This is a genomic window from Acinetobacter sp. 24-47-62, from assembly GCF_056779765.1.
The window spans coordinates 109,261-133,746 of record NZ_JBWYIN010000009.1 but is presented as its reverse complement, the minus strand read 5'-3'; the positions used below and the strand labels follow the sequence as shown (position 1 = coordinate 133,746).

Annotated in this window: 20 protein-coding genes and 1 pseudogene; 18 read left to right on the top strand and 3 right to left on the bottom strand. The window is 39.6% G+C overall.

Features of this window, described 5'->3' with window-relative positions; all coding sequences use genetic code 11:
* The first annotated feature begins 308 nt into the window (after positions 1-308).
* On the top strand, positions 309-2,015 hold the full coding sequence (locus AC1M87_RS08790; RefSeq protein WP_035267149.1) for an AMP-binding protein: 1,707 nt from the start codon (positions 309-311) through the stop codon (positions 2,013-2,015).
* Positions 2,016-2,058: 43 nt separating this feature from the next.
* Here AC1M87_RS08790 and fabR read toward each other — a convergent pair whose 3' ends face one another.
* Positions 2,059-2,739, bottom strand: coding sequence for an HTH-type transcriptional repressor FabR (gene fabR, locus AC1M87_RS08785; protein WP_092767102.1), 681 nt, complete (start codon positions 2,737-2,739; stop codon positions 2,059-2,061).
* 139 nt (positions 2,740-2,878) lie between these two features.
* On the opposite strand from fabR, the gene AC1M87_RS08780 reads away from it, so the two are divergent.
* Both AC1M87_RS08780 and AC1M87_RS08775 read left to right on the top strand, forming a co-directional pair.
* Positions 2,879-3,949: a flavin reductase family protein gene (locus AC1M87_RS08780; RefSeq protein ID WP_481593474.1), complete on the top strand. Its 1,071-nt coding sequence runs from the start codon at positions 2,879-2,881 to the stop codon at positions 3,947-3,949.
* A 12-nt stretch (positions 3,950-3,961) separates the two neighbouring features.
* Positions 3,962-5,056, top strand: coding sequence for a fatty acid desaturase family protein (locus AC1M87_RS08775; protein ID WP_035267144.1), 1,095 nt, complete (start codon positions 3,962-3,964; stop codon positions 5,054-5,056).
* A 50-nt stretch (positions 5,057-5,106) separates the two neighbouring features.
* Here AC1M87_RS08775 and AC1M87_RS08770 read toward each other — a convergent pair whose 3' ends face one another.
* The gene (locus AC1M87_RS08770; RefSeq protein WP_481593473.1) at positions 5,107-5,808 is read right to left on the bottom strand and encodes an SIMPL domain-containing protein; all 702 of its coding nucleotides are present in this window, start codon (positions 5,806-5,808) and stop codon (positions 5,107-5,109) included.
* A 544-nt stretch (positions 5,809-6,352) separates the two neighbouring features.
* Here AC1M87_RS08770 and AC1M87_RS08765 point away from each other — a divergent pair.
* From AC1M87_RS08765 to AC1M87_RS08745, 5 genes are all read left to right on the top strand, one after another.
* Positions 6,353-7,150 carry a fumarylacetoacetate hydrolase family protein gene (locus tag AC1M87_RS08765; RefSeq protein WP_035267140.1) on the top strand — a complete coding sequence of 266 codons (798 nt, stop codon included), beginning with the start codon at positions 6,353-6,355 and terminating at the stop codon, positions 7,148-7,150.
* A 25-nt stretch (positions 7,151-7,175) separates the two neighbouring features.
* Entirely contained in the window at positions 7,176-8,072 is an 897-nt protein-coding gene (locus AC1M87_RS08760; protein WP_481593472.1) for an acetaldehyde dehydrogenase (acetylating), read from the top strand.
* A gap of 11 nt (positions 8,073-8,083) precedes the next feature.
* Positions 8,084-9,103: a 4-hydroxy-2-oxovalerate aldolase gene (gene dmpG, locus AC1M87_RS08755; protein WP_035267135.1), complete on the top strand. Its 1,020-nt coding sequence runs from the start codon at positions 8,084-8,086 to the stop codon at positions 9,101-9,103.
* A gap of 397 nt (positions 9,104-9,500) precedes the next feature.
* Positions 9,501-10,793, top strand: a complete 1,293-nt coding sequence (locus AC1M87_RS08750) for an OprD family outer membrane porin (protein WP_481593471.1) — start codon at positions 9,501-9,503, stop codon at positions 10,791-10,793.
* A gap of 261 nt (positions 10,794-11,054) precedes the next feature.
* Positions 11,055-11,915, top strand: a complete 861-nt coding sequence (locus AC1M87_RS08745) for an alpha/beta fold hydrolase (RefSeq protein ID WP_035267132.1) — start codon at positions 11,055-11,057, stop codon at positions 11,913-11,915.
* Positions 11,916-12,250: 335 nt separating this feature from the next.
* Here AC1M87_RS08745 and hcaR read toward each other — a convergent pair whose 3' ends face one another.
* Positions 12,251-13,150, bottom strand: coding sequence for a DNA-binding transcriptional regulator HcaR (gene hcaR / locus AC1M87_RS08740; protein ID WP_481593470.1), 900 nt, complete (start codon positions 13,148-13,150; stop codon positions 12,251-12,253).
* Between the two features lie 281 nt (positions 13,151-13,431).
* Here hcaR and hcaE point away from each other — a divergent pair, with 281 nt between their 5' ends.
* The 10 genes and pseudogenes from hcaE to AC1M87_RS08690 all read left to right on the top strand — a co-directional run bounded on the left by hcaE (position 13,432) and on the right by AC1M87_RS08690 (position 24,443).
* Entirely contained in the window at positions 13,432-14,799 is a 1,368-nt protein-coding gene (gene hcaE / locus AC1M87_RS08735; protein ID WP_035267128.1) for a 3-phenylpropionate/cinnamic acid dioxygenase subunit alpha, read from the top strand.
* Entirely contained in the window at positions 14,796-15,314 is a 519-nt protein-coding gene (hcaF, locus tag AC1M87_RS08730; RefSeq protein WP_035267127.1) for a 3-phenylpropionate/cinnamic acid dioxygenase subunit beta, read from the top strand. The genes hcaE and hcaF overlap by 4 nt, the downstream gene beginning before the upstream one ends.
* Entirely contained in the window at positions 15,314-15,640 is a 327-nt protein-coding gene (gene hcaC, locus AC1M87_RS08725; RefSeq protein WP_005181999.1) for a 3-phenylpropionate/cinnamic acid dioxygenase ferredoxin subunit, read from the top strand. The genes hcaF and hcaC overlap by 1 nt, the downstream gene beginning before the upstream one ends.
* 2 nt (positions 15,641-15,642) lie before the next feature.
* Positions 15,643-16,458, top strand: coding sequence for a 3-phenylpropionate-dihydrodiol/cinnamic acid-dihydrodiol dehydrogenase (gene hcaB, locus AC1M87_RS08720; protein ID WP_035267124.1), 816 nt, complete (start codon positions 15,643-15,645; stop codon positions 16,456-16,458).
* A 68-nt stretch (positions 16,459-16,526) separates the two neighbouring features.
* Complete coding sequence (locus AC1M87_RS08715; RefSeq protein WP_481593469.1) at positions 16,527-17,492, top strand: 3-carboxyethylcatechol 2,3-dioxygenase; 966 nt, start codon at positions 16,527-16,529, stop codon at positions 17,490-17,492.
* A gap of 4 nt (positions 17,493-17,496) precedes the next feature.
* Positions 17,497-18,726 (top strand): 3-phenylpropionate/cinnamic acid dioxygenase ferredoxin--NAD(+) reductase subunit, encoded by a 1,230-nt coding sequence (gene hcaD, locus AC1M87_RS08710; protein ID WP_092767094.1) that lies wholly within the window; start codon positions 17,497-17,499, stop codon positions 18,724-18,726.
* A gap of 88 nt (positions 18,727-18,814) precedes the next feature.
* A pseudogene (locus AC1M87_RS08705) lies at positions 18,815-19,721 on the top strand (DMT family transporter).
* 433 nt (positions 19,722-20,154) lie between these two features.
* Entirely contained in the window at positions 20,155-21,528 is a 1,374-nt protein-coding gene (locus tag AC1M87_RS08700; protein WP_035267118.1) for a diaminobutyrate--2-oxoglutarate transaminase, read from the top strand.
* Positions 21,529-21,531: 3 nt separating this feature from the next.
* Positions 21,532-23,064 carry a pyridoxal phosphate-dependent decarboxylase family protein gene (locus AC1M87_RS08695; RefSeq protein WP_092767092.1) on the top strand — a complete coding sequence of 511 codons (1,533 nt, stop codon included), beginning with the start codon at positions 21,532-21,534 and terminating at the stop codon, positions 23,062-23,064.
* Between the two features lie 353 nt (positions 23,065-23,417).
* The gene (locus AC1M87_RS08690) at positions 23,418-24,443 is read left to right on the top strand and encodes a substrate-binding domain-containing protein (RefSeq protein ID WP_179997953.1); all 1,026 of its coding nucleotides are present in this window, start codon (positions 23,418-23,420) and stop codon (positions 24,441-24,443) included.
* Positions 24,444-24,486 lie beyond the last annotated feature (43 nt).

Sequence of the window (24,486 nt, the reverse complement as noted above, 5' to 3'; positions counted from 1 at the left end):
CTCTATCCATGAGTTTGATTTAGTTATAGGATAATCATTGTCCAAGTACATTGGCGATAATCATCAACACATTGGTCTTAAATTACAATTTTATCAAAAATATAGCGCAATTAAACTGAGCAAAATAATGGTTGGATTTTGATCAGAATTCATGATAGAAAATAGAAAATAATTCGAAAATTTAAATCGTAAAGCTTTAGTTTTTACTCGGCAATCAGGAACTCAGGACGAGTTTAAAACGATTAAATCAGCTTTCGGTTATGAGTCATTACATAACAACAATGATGCGTTATTGGGAGTCATTACACATGGAAGTAAATCAGAACAACAACCAATTTGAGTTTTTACCGACTCATATTCACTATTTAATGTATTGGGAAAAGAAATCGCCAAACCAAGATTTCTTGGTTCAGCCTTTACCAAATGGTCAGGTGATTAAATACACTTGGGGAGAAGTGGCCAGTCAAGTCAAAAAAATGGCTGCTTATTTACAATCTTTGAATTTGCCTGGTCGTTCTCAGATTGCAATTTTTGGTAAAAATAGTGCGCATTGGATTATGGCAGATCTTGCAATTTGGATGGCAGGTCATGTGTCGGTTCCTTTATATACGACTCTCAATGGTGAAGGAACCAAATATGTTCTAGATCATAGTGAAACTAAGGCTTTGTTTATCGGTAAATTGGATGGTATTGGAGACAGTTGGAACGATGTGAAACAAATCATCCCTCAAGATATGCATTGTATTAAATTGCCATTGGCACCTGACTATAATGCGCCAACATGGGATGAAATCACTGCGAAAACAGCACCAACCAGTGAGCCTTATTTTCCAAACGAGGATGAGCTTGCGACCATTATTTATACCTCGGGCAGTACAGGTCTACCTAAGGGCGTTATGCAAAGTTATAAGACCTTGCTCTCACCTGCGAGTGAGCTGAAATCTACGTTTGGTGTTTCAGAAAAAGATCGTGCTTTATCTTACTTGCCGCTAGCTCATGTTGCAGAGCGTGTATTTATTCAATCATCCGTGATGATTTGTGGTTTTACCGTTTATTTTGCTAATTCATTAGATACATTTATTGAAGATCTTAATCGTGCAAAACCAACGATCTTCTTTTCTGTGCCACGTTTATGGACTAAATTTTATTTGGGGATTAATGAAAAAATTCCACTTAATGTACAAAACGTGTTGTTTAAAATCCCATTCTTGGGCAATAAGATTAAGCAAAAACTCTTGGCAAAATTGGGTTTGAATCATGTTCGTTATGCTTTAACGGGTTCTGCACCTTTACCCGTAGATATTATTAAATGGTATCGTAATTTGGGCTTAGAGTTGCTTGAAGTTTATGGAATGACAGAAAACTGTGGATACTCGCATATCACACGTATGGGTGAATATATGAGTGGATATGTCGGACATGTTCAAGCACGAGTAGACTGCAAGATTGATGAAAATGGTGAGATTTTAGTCAGAAGCCCAGGAACCATGTTGGGTTATTACAAAAATCCAGAAAAAACAGCTGAAGATTTGACTGAGGATGGCTATTTAAGAACAGGTGACATGGGTGAAATTGATGCGACTGGCCGTCTAAAAATTACTGGACGTGTAAAGGACATCTTTAAAACTCAGAAAGGTAAGTATGTAATGCCTGTACCAATTGAACAAAAGATTGGTAATAACCAAATGATTGAATCTGTCTGTGTTGGTGGTGCAAGCCATAAACAGCCGATCGCCTTTGTGATGTTGGCGGAAGAAATTCGCAATAAATTGCAACAAGATAATAAACGTGATGATATCGAAGCAAAATTAATTGAGTTGAAGAATGAAATTAATGAAAAGCTTGAGCCACATGAAAAAATTGCATTCTTTGTGGTCATTATGGATTTGTGGACGATGGATAACGATATGTTGACGCCGACTATGAAGATTAAGCGTAATAAAATTGAGGCGAAGTACGAAGCCCTTATTCCAACTTGGGTTGCTCAAAATAAAGAAGTTATTTGGGAAAAGTAATAAAAAAGCCCTTCAACTGAAGGGCTTTTTTTACACTCAGTATTTATTCTTTCAGATGACGTGCGCCTTCTAAAATCATTCGGATCATCGTCATCGTTTGTTCAGCTACAACTTTTCTTTCATCGTGTGGCATGTTGATTAATTTAGCACCCATAGTGAATACCAATTGAGTAATCGCTTTTGCAGCCAATTCTGGATGCTTGATTTTATGAGAGTTATTTTGTTCGAGACGAACAAGATCATCCATGAGTTCTTGCTGAAAGTAATTGAGCTGTTTTTCAACCGCCTCTTTATAAGAGGCAGAACCAGTATAACCTTCACGTAACAACAGGCTCAGATTACCTTCGTCAGCATCTAACTGTTCAATAAATACTTCAACTGAACTACGCACAATACTTGAATTGCGAACTGCTTTTAAGCGAGCTTGATGCAAGATTTGACGTAAAACAATACCTGAGCGATCAATCAATTCAATGGCAAGTTCGTCGATATCTTTAAAATGTCTATAAAAACTGTTTGGCGCAATTCCTGCTTCACGGGCAACTTCGCGCAAGCTTAAAGATGCGATGCTTTTTTGAGGTCCGATAAGGTTGAGAGCAGCTTGGAATAATTCTTCTTTCGTGATTGTGGCTTTTCTTCCGACTGTACGTGCAGTTGGATGCTCCAAAATGGATGCGGATTCACTGGCATGTAGAGGAGAAAGAGTAATCGTAGAGCTGCTCATAAATATCAGAAGTTTACAGTTAGAGTTGCATTATATCGCTCAGTGTCAGGATATGGAAATCAATAGATGATATACAAGTGTCTATACAAATATATATACATGTGTATAATAATTCTAAACCCACTGTGATGAGCCCATAATGCAAGCAGTTAAGCCACCTAGAAATTTGATTAGATCCGCAGTAAATGCTGTATTTGATCCGAATGCTGCCAATTTTTGGTTGCAAAAGATCGATCCAATTTGGTCGGTGAATCAATCATTAGGCAAAATTGTTGAACGTACACAAGTTGCAAATGATACGGTCAGCTTAAAAATTGCGGTTAATCGAAAATTTCAGTTTGGTGAAGCAGGGCAACATCATCCAGTTATTGTCACGACACGAGGTCGTTGTTTTGAACGTACCTATAGTTTGACCAAAATCGACACTCAACATGTATTGTTGACTGCTAAGAAAGTCGATCAGGGTGTAGTCAGTTCTTGGATTAACGATATTGCTGAGGTAGGCGATATTGTTGAGTTTGGTGCACCCTATGGAGATATGACACTTGGAAGTGTAAATACACCTCTATTAACGCTGGCCGCAGGGAGTGGTATTACTCCAATGTACAGCTTGATCAAGGCATTATTGCAGCAACAAAAAAAATTAGTTCAGCCAGTTAAATTGATGTACTGGGCAAAAAAAACAGAAGATTTAGCATTTCAAACAGAGTTGATTGCTTTGGCGAATCAACACTCAAATTTTAATGTTGAATTTTTTACCACTCAAGATGAAGTGGCTGATTCCCGTTTAGAAGATTCTCATTTAATTGCTATCGAATCCTTAGATCAATATACGGTTTATGCATGCGGTCCAGCAGGATTTGTGCAAGTTGCTGAACAACTAACTGATACTCGTGTTCATAAATTTAAAGGTGAAGCATTCAGTGTTGAACCATTCATTAGTGATGAAACTGGTTTTGTTCAGGTCACACTTACGAAATCAAATAAGGTCGTCACGATTCCAAAGGGACAATCAATACTTGCAAGTTTAGAGCAACAAAATATTCGCCCACAGCACGGTTGCCGCATGGGGGTATGTAATAAATGTGCATGCCATAAAGCGCAAGGTGCAACTAAAAACCTCGTCAATGGTGCAGAAAATACTGAGCCTGGAAATCTGCTCAAAATCTGTATCAATTCAGCTCAGTCTGATCTCACTATCGACCTATAAGCGAGAATAATCATGAATATGCCAGTTCAAGCACAATATTTCAAAAACCCAAAAAATCGTGAACTCACTGATGCACAACTTGATGAACTCGCACGTGAACTTGATGCAATTAAGCAGGAAGTTCTTGATGATTTAGGTGAAAAAGACGAAAAGTATATTAAGCGAGTGTATGCAGCGATTCGCTACAGTTCAATCCTTGGACGTGCATGCTTATTTGCTGGCTGGTTTCCTCCAGCATGGCTTTTAGGCACAGGCTTGCTTGGTTTTGCCAAAATCATGGAAAACATGGAGTTGGGCCATAATGTGATGCATGGTCAATATGATTGGATGAACGACCCTAAATTTAAAGGGACAACTTACGAATGGGATATCGTCGGCACATCTGATGATTGGCGCCAAACCCACAACTACAAACACCATACCTATACCAATATTAAAGGTATGGATGATGATATTGGTTATGGAATTCTTCGTTTGTTCCCAGAGCAACGCTGGAAAAAAGGATATTTATTACAACCACTTTACAGTATTCCATTCTGTTTGTTATTCCAGTGGGGTGTAGCGATTCAGAACTTAGAAATTGGTAAGCGCTTAAAAGGGCGCATGACCAAAGAAGAATTTCAACAACGTTTGAACCCGATGAAAAAGAAAATGGGGAAACAGTTATTTAAAGATTATGTTTTCTTCCCACTCATTGCAGGTCCTGCAGCATTACCCGTTTTCACAGGTAATTTAGTCGCTAATGGTATTCGTAATATTTGGACATTCAGTATCATTTTCTGCGGTCACTTCACCAAAGATGTGGAAGTTTTTCCGAAGTCAGTTTTAGAAAATGAAAGCCGTGGCCATTGGTATATGCGTCAAATTCGTGGGTCTTCTAACCTGACAGGTTCTGAAGGATTCCATATTTTGACGGGGCATTTGAGTCATCAGATTGAGCATCATCTTTATCCAGATATTCCTGCTCGACGTTACCGTCAAATGGGGCCTAAAGTGAAAGCGGTGTGTGAAAAATACGGCTTGAATTACAATAATGCGAGTTTATTTAAACAATATGGTCAGGTTTTGGGACGTATTGTGAAATATGCCTTCCCATTTAAAAAGTAAGAAACAAAAAAAGCCACTTATTGAGTGGCTTTTTGAACTTTAATAGCGAATTATTTTAATTGAATTGATCCATTTGCATTGACTGTGATTGTTGATTCTCCAGCAGCCATATTTTGTGAGTCTGCAGCGGGTGCACTCTCTACAACCATTGCGGCACGTGCCATGGCTAATGGTCTTGGTGAATAATTATTGGTGTTCATATTCAAGTTAACCAAGTTATAGCTAGAACGATTCCAAGCTTTAGTGAGAACCTGAGCGCGCTGTTGGAAATTTTGCGTGGCTTCTGTCAATAACTCATTTTCAACCTGCTTTCGTTTTTCAGTGGAAACAGTGAAATTAATCGATTGTGTTTGAAAATCTTGTTGTAACTCGCTAATTAACTGGCTCGCTGCTTTAAAATCTTTGCTTTCAATATTCACTTCAGCGCGGCCGCGCCATTCCTTCAGTTTTGTTGAATTGTTGTTGTCATAGACAGGGTAAGTGGTCTGAGAACCCGTTTCGACCTTTACTTGGGGGTATTTTTTACTGATGCTGATGGCCTGATTCATCAATTGGGTCATTTGTGTTGAAAGTTGTGCAGGCTGCTTATTACTTTTTTCAATAAATAAAATGGCGTGCATTTCATCATTAGAGACTTGTTTAGAGGCATCTGCTTGAAGATTAATAATATTAGTTTTAGGTTCTGAGTCAGCAAGTACCGAAAAGCTAATGCCAGTAGCTAAGATCAATAGTGGCAGTTTTAATAATTTCATTGTTATCTCTGTATCTTCACCTGATGAATATTCTACAGAATATTCTAATCTTTTTTGATGGAGAGAAAATGTGATTATTTGGTGATGAGATAGTAGCAATTGTAATATTCAACACCGATTTTACGACTTAAGTCGCCTTAACAAAGTTTTTAAAATGAATTTTAATTGAATTGTAGTTGAACAATAAAAGAATATAACTTGTCTTTGGATTAGTAGTTAATAATTTGTAATCCATAGATAATTCTATTATCAATGGTCTAATAAGTAGTATTAGAAATAGATTAAACATTCTGTATATTTAAATAATAAAATTTTAAAAAACATGTAAAACAATAAGATAGAGTCTTCATTTGATAAATTATTTATAGTCTGAAACTATTGTCATAAAGAAAATAAGTATTGGCATATAGGTCAAGATTTTTCCATTCTAGCTCTCATCAGAGATGCAGGTATCTCTCTAAAAGAATTTGTCCCTCAGAAGGTTGTTTTCAAGCAATTTTCCTAAGGTCAAATAGATCATCGAATGAAGTTGAAGGAAGTCTTGATGTCTAATTCTGCTGTAGTTGAATCAGTAGCACAAGCGTTACGAACTGCTGAATTATCACAAAGTGCAATCGCACCAATTCGCCCAACGTTGGGTGGTGAAGCTGCTGATGTAGATATCGCTTACGCTGTACAAGAAGTGAATACAGCGCGTGCCTTATCAGAAGGTCGTCGTTTAGTTGGACGTAAAATCGGTTTGACATCAAAAGTGGTTCAAGCACAACTCGGTGTAGATCAACCTGACTTCGGTATGCTGTTTGCAGACATGGCTTATGGTGATGGAGAGGCGATTCCTGCAGGTCTATTGATCCAACCTAAAGTAGAAGCGGAAATCGCTTTGGTGATCAATCAAGATTTAACGAAAGAAAAACACACTTATGCTGACATTATCAGCGCGACTGATTATGCACTTCCTGCTGTAGAGGTGGTGGATAGTCGAATTGAAAACTGGAAGATCAGTTTGATTGACACTGTCGCAGATAATGCATCTTCAGCTGCATTTGTATTGGGGTCACGTCCTGTAAAACTCGATAACCTTGATCTAGTGAATTGTAAAATGATCATGACACGTGGTGAAGAAGTCGTGTCTCAAGGTGTTGGTAAGGCTTGCTTAGCAAACCCTTTAAATGCAGCTGTCTGGCTTGCTGATGAAATGGTACGTCGTGGTCGTCCATTGTTAGCTGGTGACATTATTTTAACAGGTGCATTAGGCCCTATGGTTGTAGCAAACCCAGGTGATGAATTCAAAGTTGAGATTGAAGGCTTTGGTTCAGTGACTGCTGCTTTCGCTGCTGAATAAGTCGGAATTTTGAGAGAGTACGTTAATGAAAAAGATTAAATGTGCAATGATCGGACCAGGTAATATTGGTACTGATTTGCTTTACAAACTTCAACGTAGCGAATGGTTAGAGCCAGTTTGGATGGTGGGTATCGATCCTACTTCTGAAGGTCTTGCTCGTGCTGCGAAAATGGGTTTAAAAACCACTGCAGAAGGGGTTGATGGTCTTCTTCCTCACGTCATTAAAGATGATATCAAAATTGCTTTTGATGCAACGTCTGCATATGTACATGCGGAGAACAGCCGGAAGTTAAATGAGCTTGGCGTGCTCATGATTGACTTAACACCTGCTGCAATTGGTCCTTTCTGTGTTCCACCTGTGAACTTAGAAGCTTTACTTGCAGAAGGTGAAGTGCCTAACGTGAATATGGTAACGTGTGGTGGTCAGGCAACAATTCCTATGGTTGCAGCAGTTTCACGTGTTCAACCTGTTGAATATGGTGAGATCATCGCGACTGTGTCTACAAAATCTGTAGGTCCTGGTACACGTAAAAACATCGACGAATTCACACGTACAACTGCGGGTGCTATTGAGAAAGTTGGTGGTGCGAAAAAAGGTAAAGCGATCATCATAATTAACCCTGCTGAGCCACCACTTATGATGCGTGACACAGTACACTGTCTTGTTGAAGGTGAGCCAGATCAAGCTGCGATCACTGAATCAGTTCACGCGATGATTAAAGAAGTGCAAAAATATGTACCAGGTTACAAACTTGTAAATGGTCCAATTTTTGATGGTAACCGTGTTTCTATCTTCTTGGAAGTAGAAGGTTTGGGTGATTTCTTGCCGAAATATGCAGGTAACCTCGACATTATGACAGCTGCAGCTGCTCGTACAGCAGAAATGTTTGCTGAACACGTATTCAACAAAGAAGAAGCTTAAGGAGCAACCGCATGTCTAAGATTATTGTTCATGATATGACTTTACGTGATGGTATGCATCCACAGCGCCATCAAACGACTGTTGAGCAAATGATTGCAATTTCAACAGCACTTGATGATGCAGGCGTACCTTTAATTGAAGTAACACACGGTGACGGTCTTGGTGGTTCATCAGTAAACTACGGTTTTGCTGCTGCGACTGACGAAGAATACTTATCTGCTGTTGTACCTCGTATGAAGAATGCAAAAGTTTCTGCATTACTTCTTCCTGGTATCGGTACAGTTGACCATCTAAAAATGGCGCATGAAATCGGTGTATCAACGATTCGTGTTGCAACTCACTGTACTGAAGCTGACTGTTCTGAACAGCACATCACCGCTGCGCGTAAATTAGAAATGGACACAGTGGGCTTCTTAATGTTGGCTCACATGGCAACTCCTGAGCGTCTTTTAGAAGAAGCGAAGAAGATGGTGTCTTACGGTGCAAACTGTATTTATGTTACAGACTCAGCAGGTTATATGCTTCCTCAAGATGTAATCGATCGCGTTGGTCACTTACGTCAACACTTGGACCCAAGCATTGAGTTAGGTTTCCACGGTCACCACAACTTAGGTATGGGTGTATCAAATACTGTTGCTGCGGTTGAAGCAGGTGCAGTACGTGTAGACTTGGCGTCTGCAGGTCTTGGTGCTGGTGCAGGTAACACGCCACTTGAATTGTTTATTGCTGTTGCTAACCGTATGGGTATGGACACTGGCGTTGACTTGTTCAAAGTACAAGACGTTGCTGAAGATCTCGTGATTCCAATGATGCACAACCCAATTCGTGCAGACCGTGATGCGGCAACTTTGGGTTATGCGGGTGTTTACTCTTCATTCCTATTGTTTGCTAAACGTGCTGAAGCGAAATATGGCGTATCTGCGCGTGAAATCTTAATGGAGCTTGGTCGCCGTGGTACTGTTGGTGGTCAGGAAGACATGATTGAAGATCTAGCTTTGACTATGGCTAAAGCAAAAGAACTTAACGCATAATTTAAAAGTGATTTGAAAAAGCACTCTTAGGAGTGCTTTTTTTATGAATTTAGAAAAGATACATATAAAAAAACAATTGCGTGAGATGTTTGGGTGCTTATATTGGGTGATTTGGTGTAGAGCGTATCGTAATTGTTAAACTTAAAAACGATTAAATAAAATGGCAAAATGTTTCTGGGTTAATTTGTAAGATATTAAAATATAATAAATTATCCATCGTAAAAGTTAATTTGCTTAGTTACTGAGCTATTATTAATTGTTTATAACAATGAGAGTTTTTAAAGTATTGTTTTTCATCGGAAAAGTCTAAATTTTTTTTAGACTCTAGTCTGATTTCTTCAGAGTGCACAATTTAGCAATATGCTCATCAACGCTGATTTGAGTATAGGATGAAGCCATGCGTCATCAAAAATTATGGCTAGCAATGATTGCTGCAACAACTCTAGGGACAACTGCTGCTCACGCGAATTTTGTGGCTGATTCAAATGTTCAGCTTAAATTTAAAAATTTCTATTTAGAACGTAATTACGATACAGCACCAAATCTAGATTATGGTAACTGGACGCAAGCAATCACTTTAGATGCTAAATCGGGTTATCACGATATTGGTGCAGGCATTCAAGTTGGTGCAGATCTCTTGGCTCAATATGCAATTGGATTGAAATCGCGTGATTCTGTAAATGACATTCATATGCCATATGATAACAGTCAAGGTCGTACAGAACGCGATAATGCTAAATTCGGTGCGACTTTAAAAGTTAAAGTTTCTGAAACTGAACTTAAAGTAGGTGATTTATTGCCGATGTCACCAGTTATTTTCTTCGATCCATCACGCCAATTATTAACTACTTATAGTGGTGCATGGTTAGAGTCGAAAGATATTCAGGATACTAAATTAACCTTAGCTTATATTGATGGTATTAATGCGCGTTACGATAATCAGTATCAAGATTTGACCTTATTCCCAAACAATGATTTTGCGAAGGCAGAAGCTCAAGGTCTCACAACTGATGATGGAATGTATATTGTTGGTGTTGATCACCAGTTTACATCAAAGATTGGTGGTAGTTATTGGTTCGCTGATTTAACTGACATCTTCAAGCAACATTATGTTGCTGCAAGCTATAAAACTAAACTTGATGAAAAAACGAATTTAGATGCACATATTCGTTACTTCGATAACAGTGAAACTGGCGATAAACTTTTTGGTGAAATTGATAGCCAAGCAATTTCTATGGGGGCGAAAGTCAACCATGGTATGCATACTGTTCAATTGGGTTATCAAGAGATGTTTGGCGAGCATGGAGATAAAGCGACACTATTCCCAACATTGGGTGGTTGGGTGCCACAACCTTATTTAGATAACTGGTCGGTCGCGAGTTTTATCCGTAAGGATGAGAAATCTTGGAGCGTAGGTTATACCTATAATTTTAAAGAAATGGGTGTACCAGGATTATCTGCAACTGTACGTCATTTCCAAGGTTGGAATATTGATACGGCAACACCAGGTCGAGGTCGCGAGAATGAAAATAACATCATCGTGAACTATGTTGTGCCAGAAGGTAAGTATAAAGGTCTTGGTTTCAACTATATGTTCATTGATACTAATTATAACAACATCAATGTTCCAGGTACCTTGAGTGATTTAGAAGAGCATCGTGTGGCGTTAAGTTATAGTTATAAATTCTAAAATGAAATTGATCTCGATATGATGAGCAAGGATCATATCGAGATCTTATCAAGTCATATTCAGAGGGTGAATATTGATTTTAAAAAAATAAGAAAAAACAGTAATTTATTTAATTGGTAAAAAGATGGATGCAATCGTAAATTTGTATCAGTTGAAAGGTACAGAGCAGTTAATATAAGCCTGTAAAACTATCATTTGTAAACATCAACTGATGATTGTTTCACAAATATATGATCAGTTATAGACAGTTAGAGGACTATGATGAGCACTGTTCAAATTCCAGAATATAAAACGGATTCATTCTTTGGTTTAGAAGATAAATGGATCGAAACTGCTGAAGGTGAGTTAACCCATTATCATGAAATTGGTGAAGGCACGCCTATTTTATTCCTTCATGGTTCTGGTACTGGTGTATCAGCAGCTGCTAACTGGTGGTTGAATTTACCTGCAATTGGTGAGCAAGCGCGTTGTATCGCAATTGATACCATTGGTTATGGTCAAACTGTCGTTGCACCAGGAACTCAATACGGTATCCGTGCATGGGTTGATCATGCAATTCGTACTCTTGATGCACTTGGTATTGAAAAAACATGGTTAGTAGGTAATTCGCTAGGTGGTTGGTTAGCATTCCAATTGGCACTTGATTATCCAGAGCGTGTACTCGGTATTGTTTCAATGGGTACAGGTGGTGCAAAACAAACTGCAGCCCTAAAAGCGCATGCAAACCCAGTTTTAACAGAAGAAGGTATTCGTAAGACACTTTCAATGTTCGTTGTAAATAAAGACTTAATTACAGATGAGCTGGTAAAAGTACGTTTTGATTCTGCAGCGAATGACTACGCATCTGATCGTTTAATGGATGTTGTGGGTGCGCGTGACCGTGATCGTTTCGAGTTCCCATTAGACTTTGAAAAAATGAAAGATATTACAGTTCCTGTATTATTGATTCATGGTACTCAAGATGTGGTGATTCCTGTGTCTCGTACTTGGGACATTTTAAATATCGTTCCTAATGCTGATGCACATATTTTCAGTCAGTGCGGTCACTGGTCGCAAGTTGAAAAAGCAGAAGAATTTAATACGGTGATCAAAAATTATCTAGCAGTTCATGGTGTTAAATAATTTAAGATCCTAAAAAACTAAAAAAGAGGATGATTTAATCATCCTCTTTTTTAAAACTGTAAAATACAGAACATGTGTTTAATACATTTAAATCTGCATATTGATAATCAATATTGAGCATTGATCTGTTTTAATGCATTAGACTTAAGTGGTAGATCAAGTCTAGTTAGTTAATGGGTTGTTTAAAAAATAGTCTAATCTAAAGCCTGAATTCATAGAATTTATGATGATATTCGTAAAACTTTATTAGACTAAAGTCTAAGACTGTTGGTTGAAATAAAAAATAAAAATCACCGCTATGTTTAACGGTGATCATTAATTTGAAAAAAAATTAATTAATTACGATTAATATCAAGGTAAAAAACAGAGCTCAGTAAGTCCATAAATTTTTTGACGCCTTCTGAGTTAGTACTTTTTCTATAGCTTGCAAATAAATCGATTGAAGGTAATTCCACGTCTAGCGGGCGAATCACGGTGTTGTTCATCGTCAGTGGTGCGATATATCCAGGTAGAAAAGTACAGCCCAGGTTCATGCCAATAGAATTAATGTTAAAGAGGATATTGTCTGCAGTTTGAACAATATTTAAATTGATTTGATGGTATTTTGCAAAATCTAGAATGATCTTATTTAGGGTTTGAGATTGCTGTTCAGAAGGAATAATGAAATCGATTCCATCGAGCTCTTTTACTGGAATGCGATCGTATTTAGCGAGTGGATGATCTTTGGGGAGTAAGAAAATCAAAGGTTCTCGTAAAACAAATTGACTTTCGATTTCATCACTAAATAGATTTTGACGAGTAAAAGTGATATCAATTTCGCCTTTTTTTAACATTTTTGACTGATCGGAATTGTTTAAGCTTAACAATTCAATCTTTAAATCCCGGTTTTGAACACGAAGATTAGGGAGAACGTAAGGAAAAATTTTCATTTCAACGACAGGAACAAAGCCAATACGTAACAATTGCTGTTTAGATTTGGCAATCTGACGAGTCATTGCGACTGCTTTGTCTGCTTGGGCTATCGTGAGGCGAGCTTGTTCAAGGAAGACTTGACCCTCCTCAGTGAGTTCTACCTTACGTTTTGTACGATAAAGCAAAGGGACGCCAATTTCATCTTCAAGATCTTTAATCTGCTGGCTCAATGATGGCTGAGCAGTATAAAGGCGCAAGGCTGCTTTGGTGAAGTTGAGTTCTTCTGCCACAGCAATGAAATATCGTAGGTGTCGTAGTTCCATAAAAAATCATCCAAAGATTGATTCATATAATGTCTAAATATGATCAAGTGCGAGTATAGTTCACAAATGGATATTCGGTGAAGTGGGGCTGAGCATATTGAAATATCAACGTTATTATTAAAATATGGTAAAATTCACGTATTCAGCGATTGATTAATTTATCGATAAAACATCTTGATTCAAACAAAAAAAATATTTCCCCAAAACTCGTTCAAAACTCATTATCTCTGCAAAGTTGAGTCTATTAGTTTGTGTCTAATTTAGTCACAGGAGAGCTTTTCATGAGTGGGAAAATTGATGTGCGCGAAATCGATGCTTTAGTCGATGCACAAAATGGACGTATCACGCCATCTATTTATACAGATCCAGATATCTATGAACTAGAACTTGAACGTGTGTTCGGTCGTACATGGTTATTCCTTTGCCATGAAAGCCAAATTCCAAAGGCTGGTGATTTCTTCAATACCTATATGGGTGAAGATCCGATCATCGTGGTACGTCAAAAAGACGGTTCAATCAAAGCATTGTTAAACCAATGTCGTCACCGTTCAATGCGCGTGAGCTTTGCTGACTGCGGTAACACTCGTGCATTTACATGTCCATACCACGGTTGGTCTTATGGCGTAGACGGCTCTCTTAAAGATATTCCTCTTGAAGATCGTGCATTCCCTCAAGGCGCATGTAAAGAGAAGTGGAGTTTGATCGAAGTAAACCGTGTGAAGTCTTATAAAGGCTTAATCTTCGGTTGTTGGGATGAAACAACTCCAGACCTTGAAGAATACATGGGTGATATCGCTTGGTACTTAGATGGCGTATTAGATCGTCGTCCAGGTGGTACTGAGATCATCGGTGGTGTTCATAAGTGGGAAATCGAATGTAACTGGAAATTTGCGGCTGAACAGTTTGCATCTGACCAATATCATGCATTGTTCTCTCACGCATCTGCGATTCAAGTATTAGGTGCTAAACCAGATGACGAATCTTCGAAGAAACTAGGTGCTGCGCAAACTGCACGTCCGGTATGGGAAACTGCGAAAGACGCAATCCAATATGGTTCACGTGGTCACGGTTCAGGCTTCTTCTTTACAGAGAAACCAGATGCAAACGTATGGGTTGATGGTGAAGTAGCAAACTATTTCCGCGAAACTTACGAAGAAGTTAAAGAGCGTCTTGGTGAAATCCGTGCGTTACGTCTTGCGGGTCATAACACTATGTTCCCAACATTGTCTTGGTTAAACGGTACAGCAACACTTCGCGTATGGCATCCACGTGGTCCAAACAAAACTGAAGTATGGGCGTTCTGTATTGCGGATGCTGAAGCGTCACAAGAAGTGAAAGAAGCGTTTGAACGTTCTGCGACACGTGCATTTGGTCCAGCTGGTTTCTTAGAGCAAGATGACTCTGAAAACTGGATCGAAATTCAAAAAGTCTTACGTGGTTACAAAGCGCGTCAAAACAAACTCATTATGGAAATGGGTCTTGGCAACGAGAAAATTCGTGAAGATGGTATCCCTGGTATCACCAACTACATTTTCTCAGAAACTGCGGCACGCGGCATGTACCGTCGTTGGGCAGACTTGCTAATCCATGAAAAATGGGAAGATGTTGAGAAAGCAGCTGACGAATATGAGAAGGAGCTTATGAAATGAGTCAAGTGAGTTTAGAACTTCACCATCAAATTAGCCAATTCCTCTATCGTGAAGCGAAATTGCTTGACGATTGGAAATTCCGCGACTGGTTAGATACGTTAGCTGAAGATATTTCTTACACGCTACGTACAACACCAAATGCTCAAACACGTGACCGTCGTCGTTCAATTGAACCACCTACAACTTGGGTGTTCAATGATACGAAAGATCTTTTAGAGCGTCGTGTTGCTCGTCTTGAAACAGGTATGGCTTGGGCTGAAGAGCCTCCATCACGTACAACTCATATGGTGAGTAACGTGATCGTAGAAGCTACTGAAGTGGAAGGCGAATACGATGTATACGTTACATATCTTTTGTACCGTACACAAAAAGAGAAAGATGTCACGATTTACTGTGGTAAACGTCATGACAAGATCCGTAAAGTTGAAGGTGGCTTAGGCTTCCAAATTTTCAACCGTAAGATCACGCTTGATCAAGTTACCTATAACTCTCACAACCTGAGTGTGTTCTTCTAATGAATAAGATTTTTGTTTGCCAAGTTGACGAATTAGACGAAGGCGAAGCGTTGAAAGTAGATTGCGGCGTTAACGGTATCGATGCGCTTGCAGTGTTTAACAATGGTGGTGAGTTCTTCGCAATGAATGACCGTTGTTCTCATGGTAATGCTTCAATGTCAGAAGGTTATCTTGAAGATGATGGCACTGTCGAATGTCCATTGCATTCAGCTCGCTTCTGTTTAAAAACCGGTCAAGCATTATGTTTACCAGCGACAGATCCAATTCAAACTTTCCCAGTGATTGTTGAAGATGGTGCGTTATACGTTGAGATGGCAGGAGAGTAATCATGGGTTGGCTTAAAGGCGAAGTTGCACTGATCACAGGTGGTGGTTCTGGTTTAGGTTGGGCTTTAGTTGAACGCTTCCTTGAAGAAGGTGCGCACGTTGGTGTGTTACAACGTTCACAATCTAAAGTCGATGCTTTAAAAGAACGCTTTGGTGATCAAATTGTTGCAATCGCTGGTGATGTTGCCAACTATGAAGACAATGTCCGTGCTGTAAAAGCAACTGTTGAGCGTTTTGGTAAGCTTGATTGCTTTATTGGTAATGCAGGAATCTGGGATCACTACGCAGATATCGTCAATACTTCAGGTGAGCAACTTGATAAAGCGTTTGACGAAATCATGGGAATTAATACGAAAGCATTAATTCTAGGTGCTAAGGCTGCACTTGATGAGTTAGTAAAATCTGAAGGTTCGATAATCTTCACACTATCTAACTCAGCATTATATTCTGCGGGTGGTGGTCCAGTTTACACAGCATCTAAGCATGCTGGCGTAGGCATCATGAAGGAATTGGCGTACGAGCTTGCACCCAAAGTTCGTGTGAATGCTGTTGCGCCGTCAGGTATGAATGTAAACATTAAAGGTGCTGCATCATTAGGCCAAGAAAATCTAGGTCTTTTAGATGCGCGTGATCCTGAGAAAATCGCGCGTGGTATGCCGTTGAACTTCTTACCTGAGCCTGAAGAAATGACAGGTTCTTATGTGCTCTTGGCATCTCGTCAAAATAACCGACCTTTAACTGGTGTTCTGATCAATGCAGAATGTGGTTTGGGTATTCGTGGTCTACGTCAACCACGTGCTGGTTTCTTTGACGAATAAAATCTAGTCTAAAAAATGGACTTATCGGCAGCCTGTTCTAAGGCTGCCTTCCTTTTAAGGAGTCTCTCATGGCCGTTAAACTTATTTGTGCTTCGCACAGTCCTTTAATGGAATTTGCTTCACCTCAAGATCCGTCAAAAGAGCAAAAAGTACGTGCTGCTTTTGAACAATTATCTGCTGAAGTAAAAGCTTACGATCCAACACTGATCATTACTTTTGGTCCAGACCATTTTAACGGTTTTTTCTACGACCTTATGCCAAGTTTCTGTGTCGGTATCCGTGCTACGGCTGCTGGTGACTGGGATTACGGTAAAATTGACAATAAAATCGATGTTCCTGAAGACAAGGCTTTGGCACTTGTGCGTCAAGTTCTAGATGAAGGTGTTGATGTTGCATACTCATATCGTATGCAGGCTGACCATGGTGTGACTCAACCATTACACTTCCTTTGTGATGGAAAACTTGATCGTTATAAAACGATTCCAATATTTATTAATGGCGCTGCCGCACCAATGCCAACCACAAAGCGTACCATTGCTTTAGGCCGTGCGGTTGGACAATATATTAAGTCACTTAATCTTGAAAATGAGCGTGTACTTGTATTGGGTACAGGCGGTTTGTCTCATGATCCACCAACACCTCAAATGGGTTCAGTGCCACCAGAAGTTGAAGAGTTTTTAATTGCTGGCCGTAATCCAACTGAAGAAGCACGTAATGCGCGTCAAGCGAAAATTATTGCAGTTGGTCAGAAACTTGCTGCTGGAGATACATCAGTTGCAGTACCGCTGAGCCCTGAGTGGGATATCGCATTGCTTGAGAAATTTAAACAAGCAGATTTTGCTGCAATGGAAGCGATGACTGAGGCAGAAATTCGTGTCGAAGGTGGTCGTGGTGGTCAAGAAGTGCGTTGCTGGATGGCAGCATTTGCTGCACTGAGCGAAGTTGGTGAGTATGAAATGACAACTCACTGCTATGAAGATATTAGTGAGTGGATTGCGGGCTTCGGTATCGTATCTGCGGAATTAAAAGGTTAATCCCATGAGCAATGTAAACAACATCGTCATCGTTGGTGCGGGTCAAGCAGGCGCAAGTGCGATCCTTGAGCTTCGTGCAAACAAATATGAAGGTAAAATCACATTAATTGGTGATGAAACGCATCTTCCTTATGAGCGTCCACCACTGTCTAAAGACGTGATTTTAAAACCTGAAGAAACCAAGATTGAAATTTTATCTGAAGAAAAATTAGCAGATCTTGGTGTGACAGCAATTCGCGGTAATGGTGTCGTGAAAATCAACGCTGAAGCCAAAACTGTCGAACTTCAAAATGGTGATGTTGTTGCTTATGACAAATTGCTGATTGCAACTGGCGGTGCAGCACGTCGTCTTCCAAACTTCGATGCACTTGGCAAACATGTTTACACGCTGCGTAATCTTGAAGATTCACAAGCCCTTGTACCAGTGTTACAAAAAGGTCAACGTATCATCCTGATTGGTGGTGGTGTAATCGGTCTTGAGCTTGCATCATCTGCACGTTTCAAAGAATGTGAAGTCACTGTCATTGAAATGGGACCAATGGTGATGGGTCGTTCATCGCCACGCATCTTGAGTGAATTCTTGCTTGAACAGCAAAAATTGGCAGGTGTGGATGTTCGTCTTTCAACTTCAATTGCAGATTGCAAGCTTGATGGCGAAGAAATTGTGGTGACTTTAGCTGATGGCGAAGAACTTCGTGCGGATGCTGTGGTTTACGGTATCGGTATTGTGCCAAATGCACAGTTGGCAGTTGATGCTGGTCTTGACGTTGATCTCGCGATCAAAGTAAACGAAAATTGCCAAACCTCGAATGCTGATATTTATGCGGCAGGTGATGTGGCAACTCAACTTCGTGACTGTGGTAACCACCGTCGTGTTGAGACTTGGGAAAATGCCAATCTTCAAGCAGGTATCTTTGCACGCCATGTGATGGGGGTAGAACATCCTACTCCTAATCCAGCATGGTTCTGGACAGATCAGTTGGACATTAACTACCAATTCGTAGGTGATATGGCAGCGGCTGAATGGCTCGTTCGTGGTGAAATCAATCCTGAGCTACGTGCAGAATCTTCATTTGTATTGTTCGGTGTGACTGACGGTATTATTGTTGGTGGTATTACGGTGAATGCGGCTAAAGAAATGCGTCATCTTAAAAAATTGATTAGCAAACAAGCTGCATTTGAAGCAGATAAATATTTAGATCTTAGCCAAGACCTTCGTAAACTTGTGAAGTAAAATTGGTAAGATTGTGCAACAGACCTAGGGTAACTTAGGTCTTTTTTTTATGTGCCTAAGAAAATATTGATTTAATTTTGAGCAAATTATGAATTCTAGTTCCTCGAATATAATGGTTGTTGCGAGTATATATGCCTTATTGGTATTGATATGGGCTGCAACACCACTTGCCATTGTATGGAGTGTTGCAGAAATTCATCCAATGTGGGTGCTCATCATTCGATACTTTGGTGCATCTATAATTGCTTTGGCGTTGCTCAAAATGATGCGTGATCCACTCCCGTTTGATCATGTATCGCTGAAAAGTTATGTGGCTGGTAGCCTAAATTTAATTGGTGCGCAGTTATTTATCTACTTAGCAGCAAATTATTTAACGTCAGGCTTAATGGCACTGATCTTCGGATTTTCGCCATTAATTGCAGGTCTCATTGGACATCTCATCCTAAAAACACATAAGTTGTCTATTTTTCAATGGAGTGGAATGGTCATTGCCGTATTAGGTCTCATATTTGTTTTTGCAGAATTTGCAGATGAGCGAGTCAATCCTTGGGGTGTGGTTCTGATGCTGATCAGTATGGTGTCGTATATCAGTTCGATTTTTTGGGTCAAACAAATTAATGCACCTTTAAGCCCCATGAGTCAGGCGACAGGTTCATTAATCTTTTCAGCTTTAGGATCACTCTTAATCATTCCATTCATTTGGCAACAAATCCCAACCGTGCTACCAAGTACGCAAGCGATGGTGGGTTTTTTGTTCACAATGATCATGTCATCAATTGTTGCGATGCTGTGCTATTTTTGGTTAATCCGCCGCTTAGCAGCGTCGACAGTGTCTTTGAGTAATGTCATGACGCCAGTCATCGCCCTAGTTTTGGGGGCATCCTTAAATAATGAAATTATTCATAATGAAGCCTTGTGGGGGGATTGTCGTTGTGATGATGGGGTTGCTGATGTATTTTAATCGAGAACTCTTGAAACTATTCTTAAAAAAATGAGTGAAAAAAAGTGGTTTTAATCACACACGTACAACTACATGAATATATAAGATTCATAATGTTACAAAACTATGCTTTAGCCCAAGCTCGAATTTAGGAATACTGAAAAAGTCAGTTCAAATCAGCAAAAAAAATTGAACATTTTTTGCATAATTTGGACTGTTTTACTTTAGCTCAAGTTCAAACTTATCTAAAATAGAAGTGGTACAGTTTGAAATCTATACAAGTTATCAATTTGTCACATTAATATTTTAGAATCTGCTGGTGAAAACGATAGAAATCTATTTATTTTATTTCAAAATTCGTTATCATCGCGCCCTCTAGTTATAACTCTACACAATAGGCTAACTAGAACTCTATAAAGCACCGAGTCAAAGGACCGCAAGTCACCCGACTTATTTCTATTAACCCATATCAGAGATGGTAATTCGATATGAGCGTTTCTTCTGTAAATCCTGCACCTAATTCTACTAACGAATACTATTTGACTCGCCAAAGTCAGATGGAATCTAATGTTCGTAGCTATCCACGTAAATTGCCGTTAGCGATAGCAAAAGCTCAAGGTTGCTGGGTTACTGATGTTGAAGGTACAGAGTACCTCGATTGTTTAGCTGGGGCAGGAACATTGGCTTTGGGCCATAATCATCCTGCGGTCATTCAAAGTATTCAAGACACTTTAGCGAGTGGTCTTCCATTACATACTTTGGATTTAACGACACCTTTAAAAGATGCTTTTACTGAAGCTTTACTTGCTGAATTACCGGGTGGTAAAGAAGAGTACTGCCTACAGTTCTGTGGTCCATCTGGTGCAGATGGTACAGAAGCAGCAATTAAACTTGCAAAAACATATACTGGCCGTGGCACTGTGATCAGCTTCTCTGGTGGCTACCATGGTATGACTCACGGCTCATTAGCAATGACAGGTAATTTGTCTGCTAAAAACGCTGTTAATGGTTTAATGCCAGGCGTTCAATTCATGCCGTATCCACATGAATACCGTTGCCCACTAGGTTTAGGTGGTGAAGCGGGTGTTGACGCGCTTACTTATTTTTTTGAAAATTTCATCGAAGATGTTGAAAGCGGTGTGACTAAGCCTGCTGCAGTTATCCTTGAAGCGATTCAAGGTGAGGGCGGTGTGGTTACAGCACCTGTGAAATGGTTGAAAAAAATTCGTGAAGTGACTGAAAAGCACAACATCGTTTTAATTCTTGATGAAGTACAAGCTGGTTTCGCGCGTTCAGGAAAAATGTTTGCCTTTGAACATGCGGGTATCGAACCTGATGTTGTAGTGATGTCGAAAGCAGTAGGTGGAAGCTTACCACTTGCAGTACTTGGTATTAAGCGTAAGTTTGATGCTTGGCAGCCTGCAGGTCACACGGGTACTTTCCGTGGTAACCAATTGGCTATGGGTACTGGTCTTGCTACGATCAAAACGATTAAAGAACAAAATCTTGCGCAAAACGCACAAGAGCGCGGTGATTTCCTTCAAGCTGAATTGAAGAAATTAGCTGCAGAATTCCCATGTATCGGTAATGTACGTGGCCGCGGTTTAATGATCGGTATCGAAATCGTTGATGAGCGTAAACCTGCTGACCATATGGGTTCACTTCCTGCAGATGGTCAATTGGCTGCTGCAATCCAAGCAGCGTGTTTCAACAACAAATTGTTGTTAGAAAAGGGTGGACGTAACGGTACAGTGATTCGTCTACTTTGCCCATTAATTATTAACCAAGCTGAATGTGAAGAAGTAATTGTGCGCTTTAAGAAAGCAATTTCTGAAGCATTAGTTGCGGTACGAGGCGCTTAATTCATGGTAGATTTTGCAGAACACCGTAAAGCTTTGCTCTGTAATGATGCTGCATCCATTGCTGACTATACGTCAGCAATGGATCAGGCAACTCAAGCAGTAGCAGCTTGGTTACAAAATGACAAAATGTACACAGGCGGTAGCATTAAAGAGCTTCGCAGTGCAATTGCATTTAATCCTTCTAAAGAAGGATTGGGTGTAGAAAAGTCATTAGAGCGTATGGTTGAGCTATTCCTTAATAAGAGCTTAAAAGTACATCATCCTCATTCTTTGGCGCATTTGCATTGTCCTACTATGGTGACTAGCCAAATCGCAGAAGTACTCATTAACGCAACTAACCAATCGATGGACTCATGGGATCAAAGCCCTGCAGGTTCATTGATGGAAGTTCAGTTGATCGATTGGCTTCGTCAAAAAGTTGGTTATGGTGCAGGTCAAGCAGGTGTGTTCACCTCTGGCGGTACGCAGTCAAACTTGATGGGTGTATTGCTTGCACGTGATGCATGTATCGCGAAAAACTGGAAAGACGAAAACGGCAATCCGTGGTCTGTTCAGCGTGATGGCGTACCTGCGGAAGCGATGCGTAACGTTAAAGTCATTTGTTCTGAAAATGCTCACTTCTCTGTGCAAAAGAACATGGCGATGATGGGAATGGGCTTCCAATCTGTAGTGACTGTGCCTGTCGACGAAAATGCGCGTATGGACATGGATGCACTAGAGAAAACCATGGCACACCTTCAAAATGAAGGCAAAATTGTGGCATGTGTGGTTGCAACTGCAGGTACTACCGATGCGGGTGCAATTGATCCTTTAAAGAAAGTCCGTGAAATCACCAATAAGTACGGCGCGTGGATGCATATCGATGCAGCATGGGGCGGTGCTTTAATCCTATCTAATAATCACCGTGATTTGTTAGATGGTATCGAGCTTTCTGATTCAATCACACTTGATTTCCATAAGCATTACTTCCAAACGATTTCTTGTGGTGCATTCTTACTTAAAGATGAAGCGAACTATCGCTTTATGCATTATGAAGCGGAATACTTAAACTCTGCTTATGATGAAGAGCATGGCGTACCAAACCTTGTTTCTAAATCTCTACAAACTACACGTCGTTTTGATGCGTTGAAATTGTGGATGACGATTGAAGCACTCGGTGAAGAGCTTTACGGCTCTATGATTGACCACGGTGTGACTTTAACGCGTGATGTTGCAGATTATATTAAAGCAACAGACGGTTTAGAGTTATTGGTTGAGCCACAATTTGCATCAGTCTTGTTCCGTGTAATTCCTGAAGGTTACCCAACAGAATTACTCGATACATTGAACCAAAACGTTGCGGATGAATTGTTTGCACGTGGTGAAGCGAATATTGGTGTAACTAAAGTCGGTCAGGTTCAATCATTGAAAATGACAACTTTAAGTCCAGTAGCAACTTTAGACAATGTGAAGAACTTGCTTGCGCTTGTACTGGCTGAGTCTGATCGCATCAAAGCTTCAATTGCTGATGGTACATATACGCCACCAATCGATTAATAGATTGTTTTTGAAAAAAAGCGCTCAATTGAGCGCTTTTTTGATATTAAAAATTCATAACTTTGACATATTTTTAGATCATTATTGAAAAAATCTTTATGCAGAATTAGGGGGATAATTATTAAAGAATAAGTAGGTAATAAAAATATCAGTATTTAACCGTAATTATTATAAATCGTTGAAATATAATTAAAAAACAAATAAGAAAGTTGGTGTAATAAAAATAATAAAATCGTAATAAAGCTGTAACCTTATTGTCATATTATCAAATCAAAATGCATGTATCGAAATAAGTACAATACTTCAATAAAAAGTAGCGTACTCCAAATTTGCATAAATTGAGAGATAACATGATGCGCTTTACAAATATTGCAATTGCATTAGCACTTTCTGGGGCAGCTGTAGCAACAACCGCAAATGCAGCACGTGACACAATTCAAATTGCGGGTTCTTCTACAGTATTGCCATATGCAAGTATTGTGGCTGAAGAATTCGGTAATAACTTCCCTCAATTTAAAACACCAGTAGTTGGTTCAGGCGGTTCGTCGGGTGGTTTAAAACAATTTTGTAATGGTGTTGGCGACAATACGATCGATATTGCTAACTCATCTCGTGCAATCAAATCGAGCGAATTGGCTGAATGTAAGAAAAATGGCGTTAACCAAGTATTAGAAATTAAAATCGGTTACGACGGTATCGTATTTGCTTCAAATGCTAACAAAGCAGCTTATAAATTACGTCCACAACATGTATTTGCAGCTTTGGCAGCTGAATTGCCTTCAAACGGTAAGATGGTAAAAAACCCATATACACGTTGGAATCAAATTGATAAATCATTACCAAATGAGCCAATCACGCTTGTAATCCCAGCTTCGAATCATGGTACACGTGAAGTCTTCCAGGAGAAAATGGTGGATGCTGGTTGTGAATCGTATGCTGCTATTAAAGCTTTAGATAAAGATGCCAAAAAGAAAGCTTGCACAACGTTCCGTAAAGATGGTCGTGTTGTGGAAATTGCGGGTGACTATACAGAAACACTTGCACGCTTAAAGACTTCTCCAAGTGCTGTTGGTGTGTTTGGTTTAGGTTTCTATGATCAAAACCGTGACCGTTTACGCGTTGCAACTGTGAACAATGTGGCACCGTCTGAAAACACGATTTTAAATGGTTCTTACCCTGTATCACGCCCATTATTCTTCTATGTAAAAGGTGAACACTTGAAATCAATCAAAGGTTTACCACAGTTTACTGAGTATTTCTTAAACAAGCGTGTTTCAGGTAAAGGTTCTAAGTTAGAAAAAGCGGGCTTAATTTCACTCTCTGACAAAGAACGCGCATCAATTTTGGCAAACTTTAAAGCAGGTAAAGCTGTTAAGTAATCAAACGACAAACTAATGGCAGGAATTATCCTGCCATTGGTTT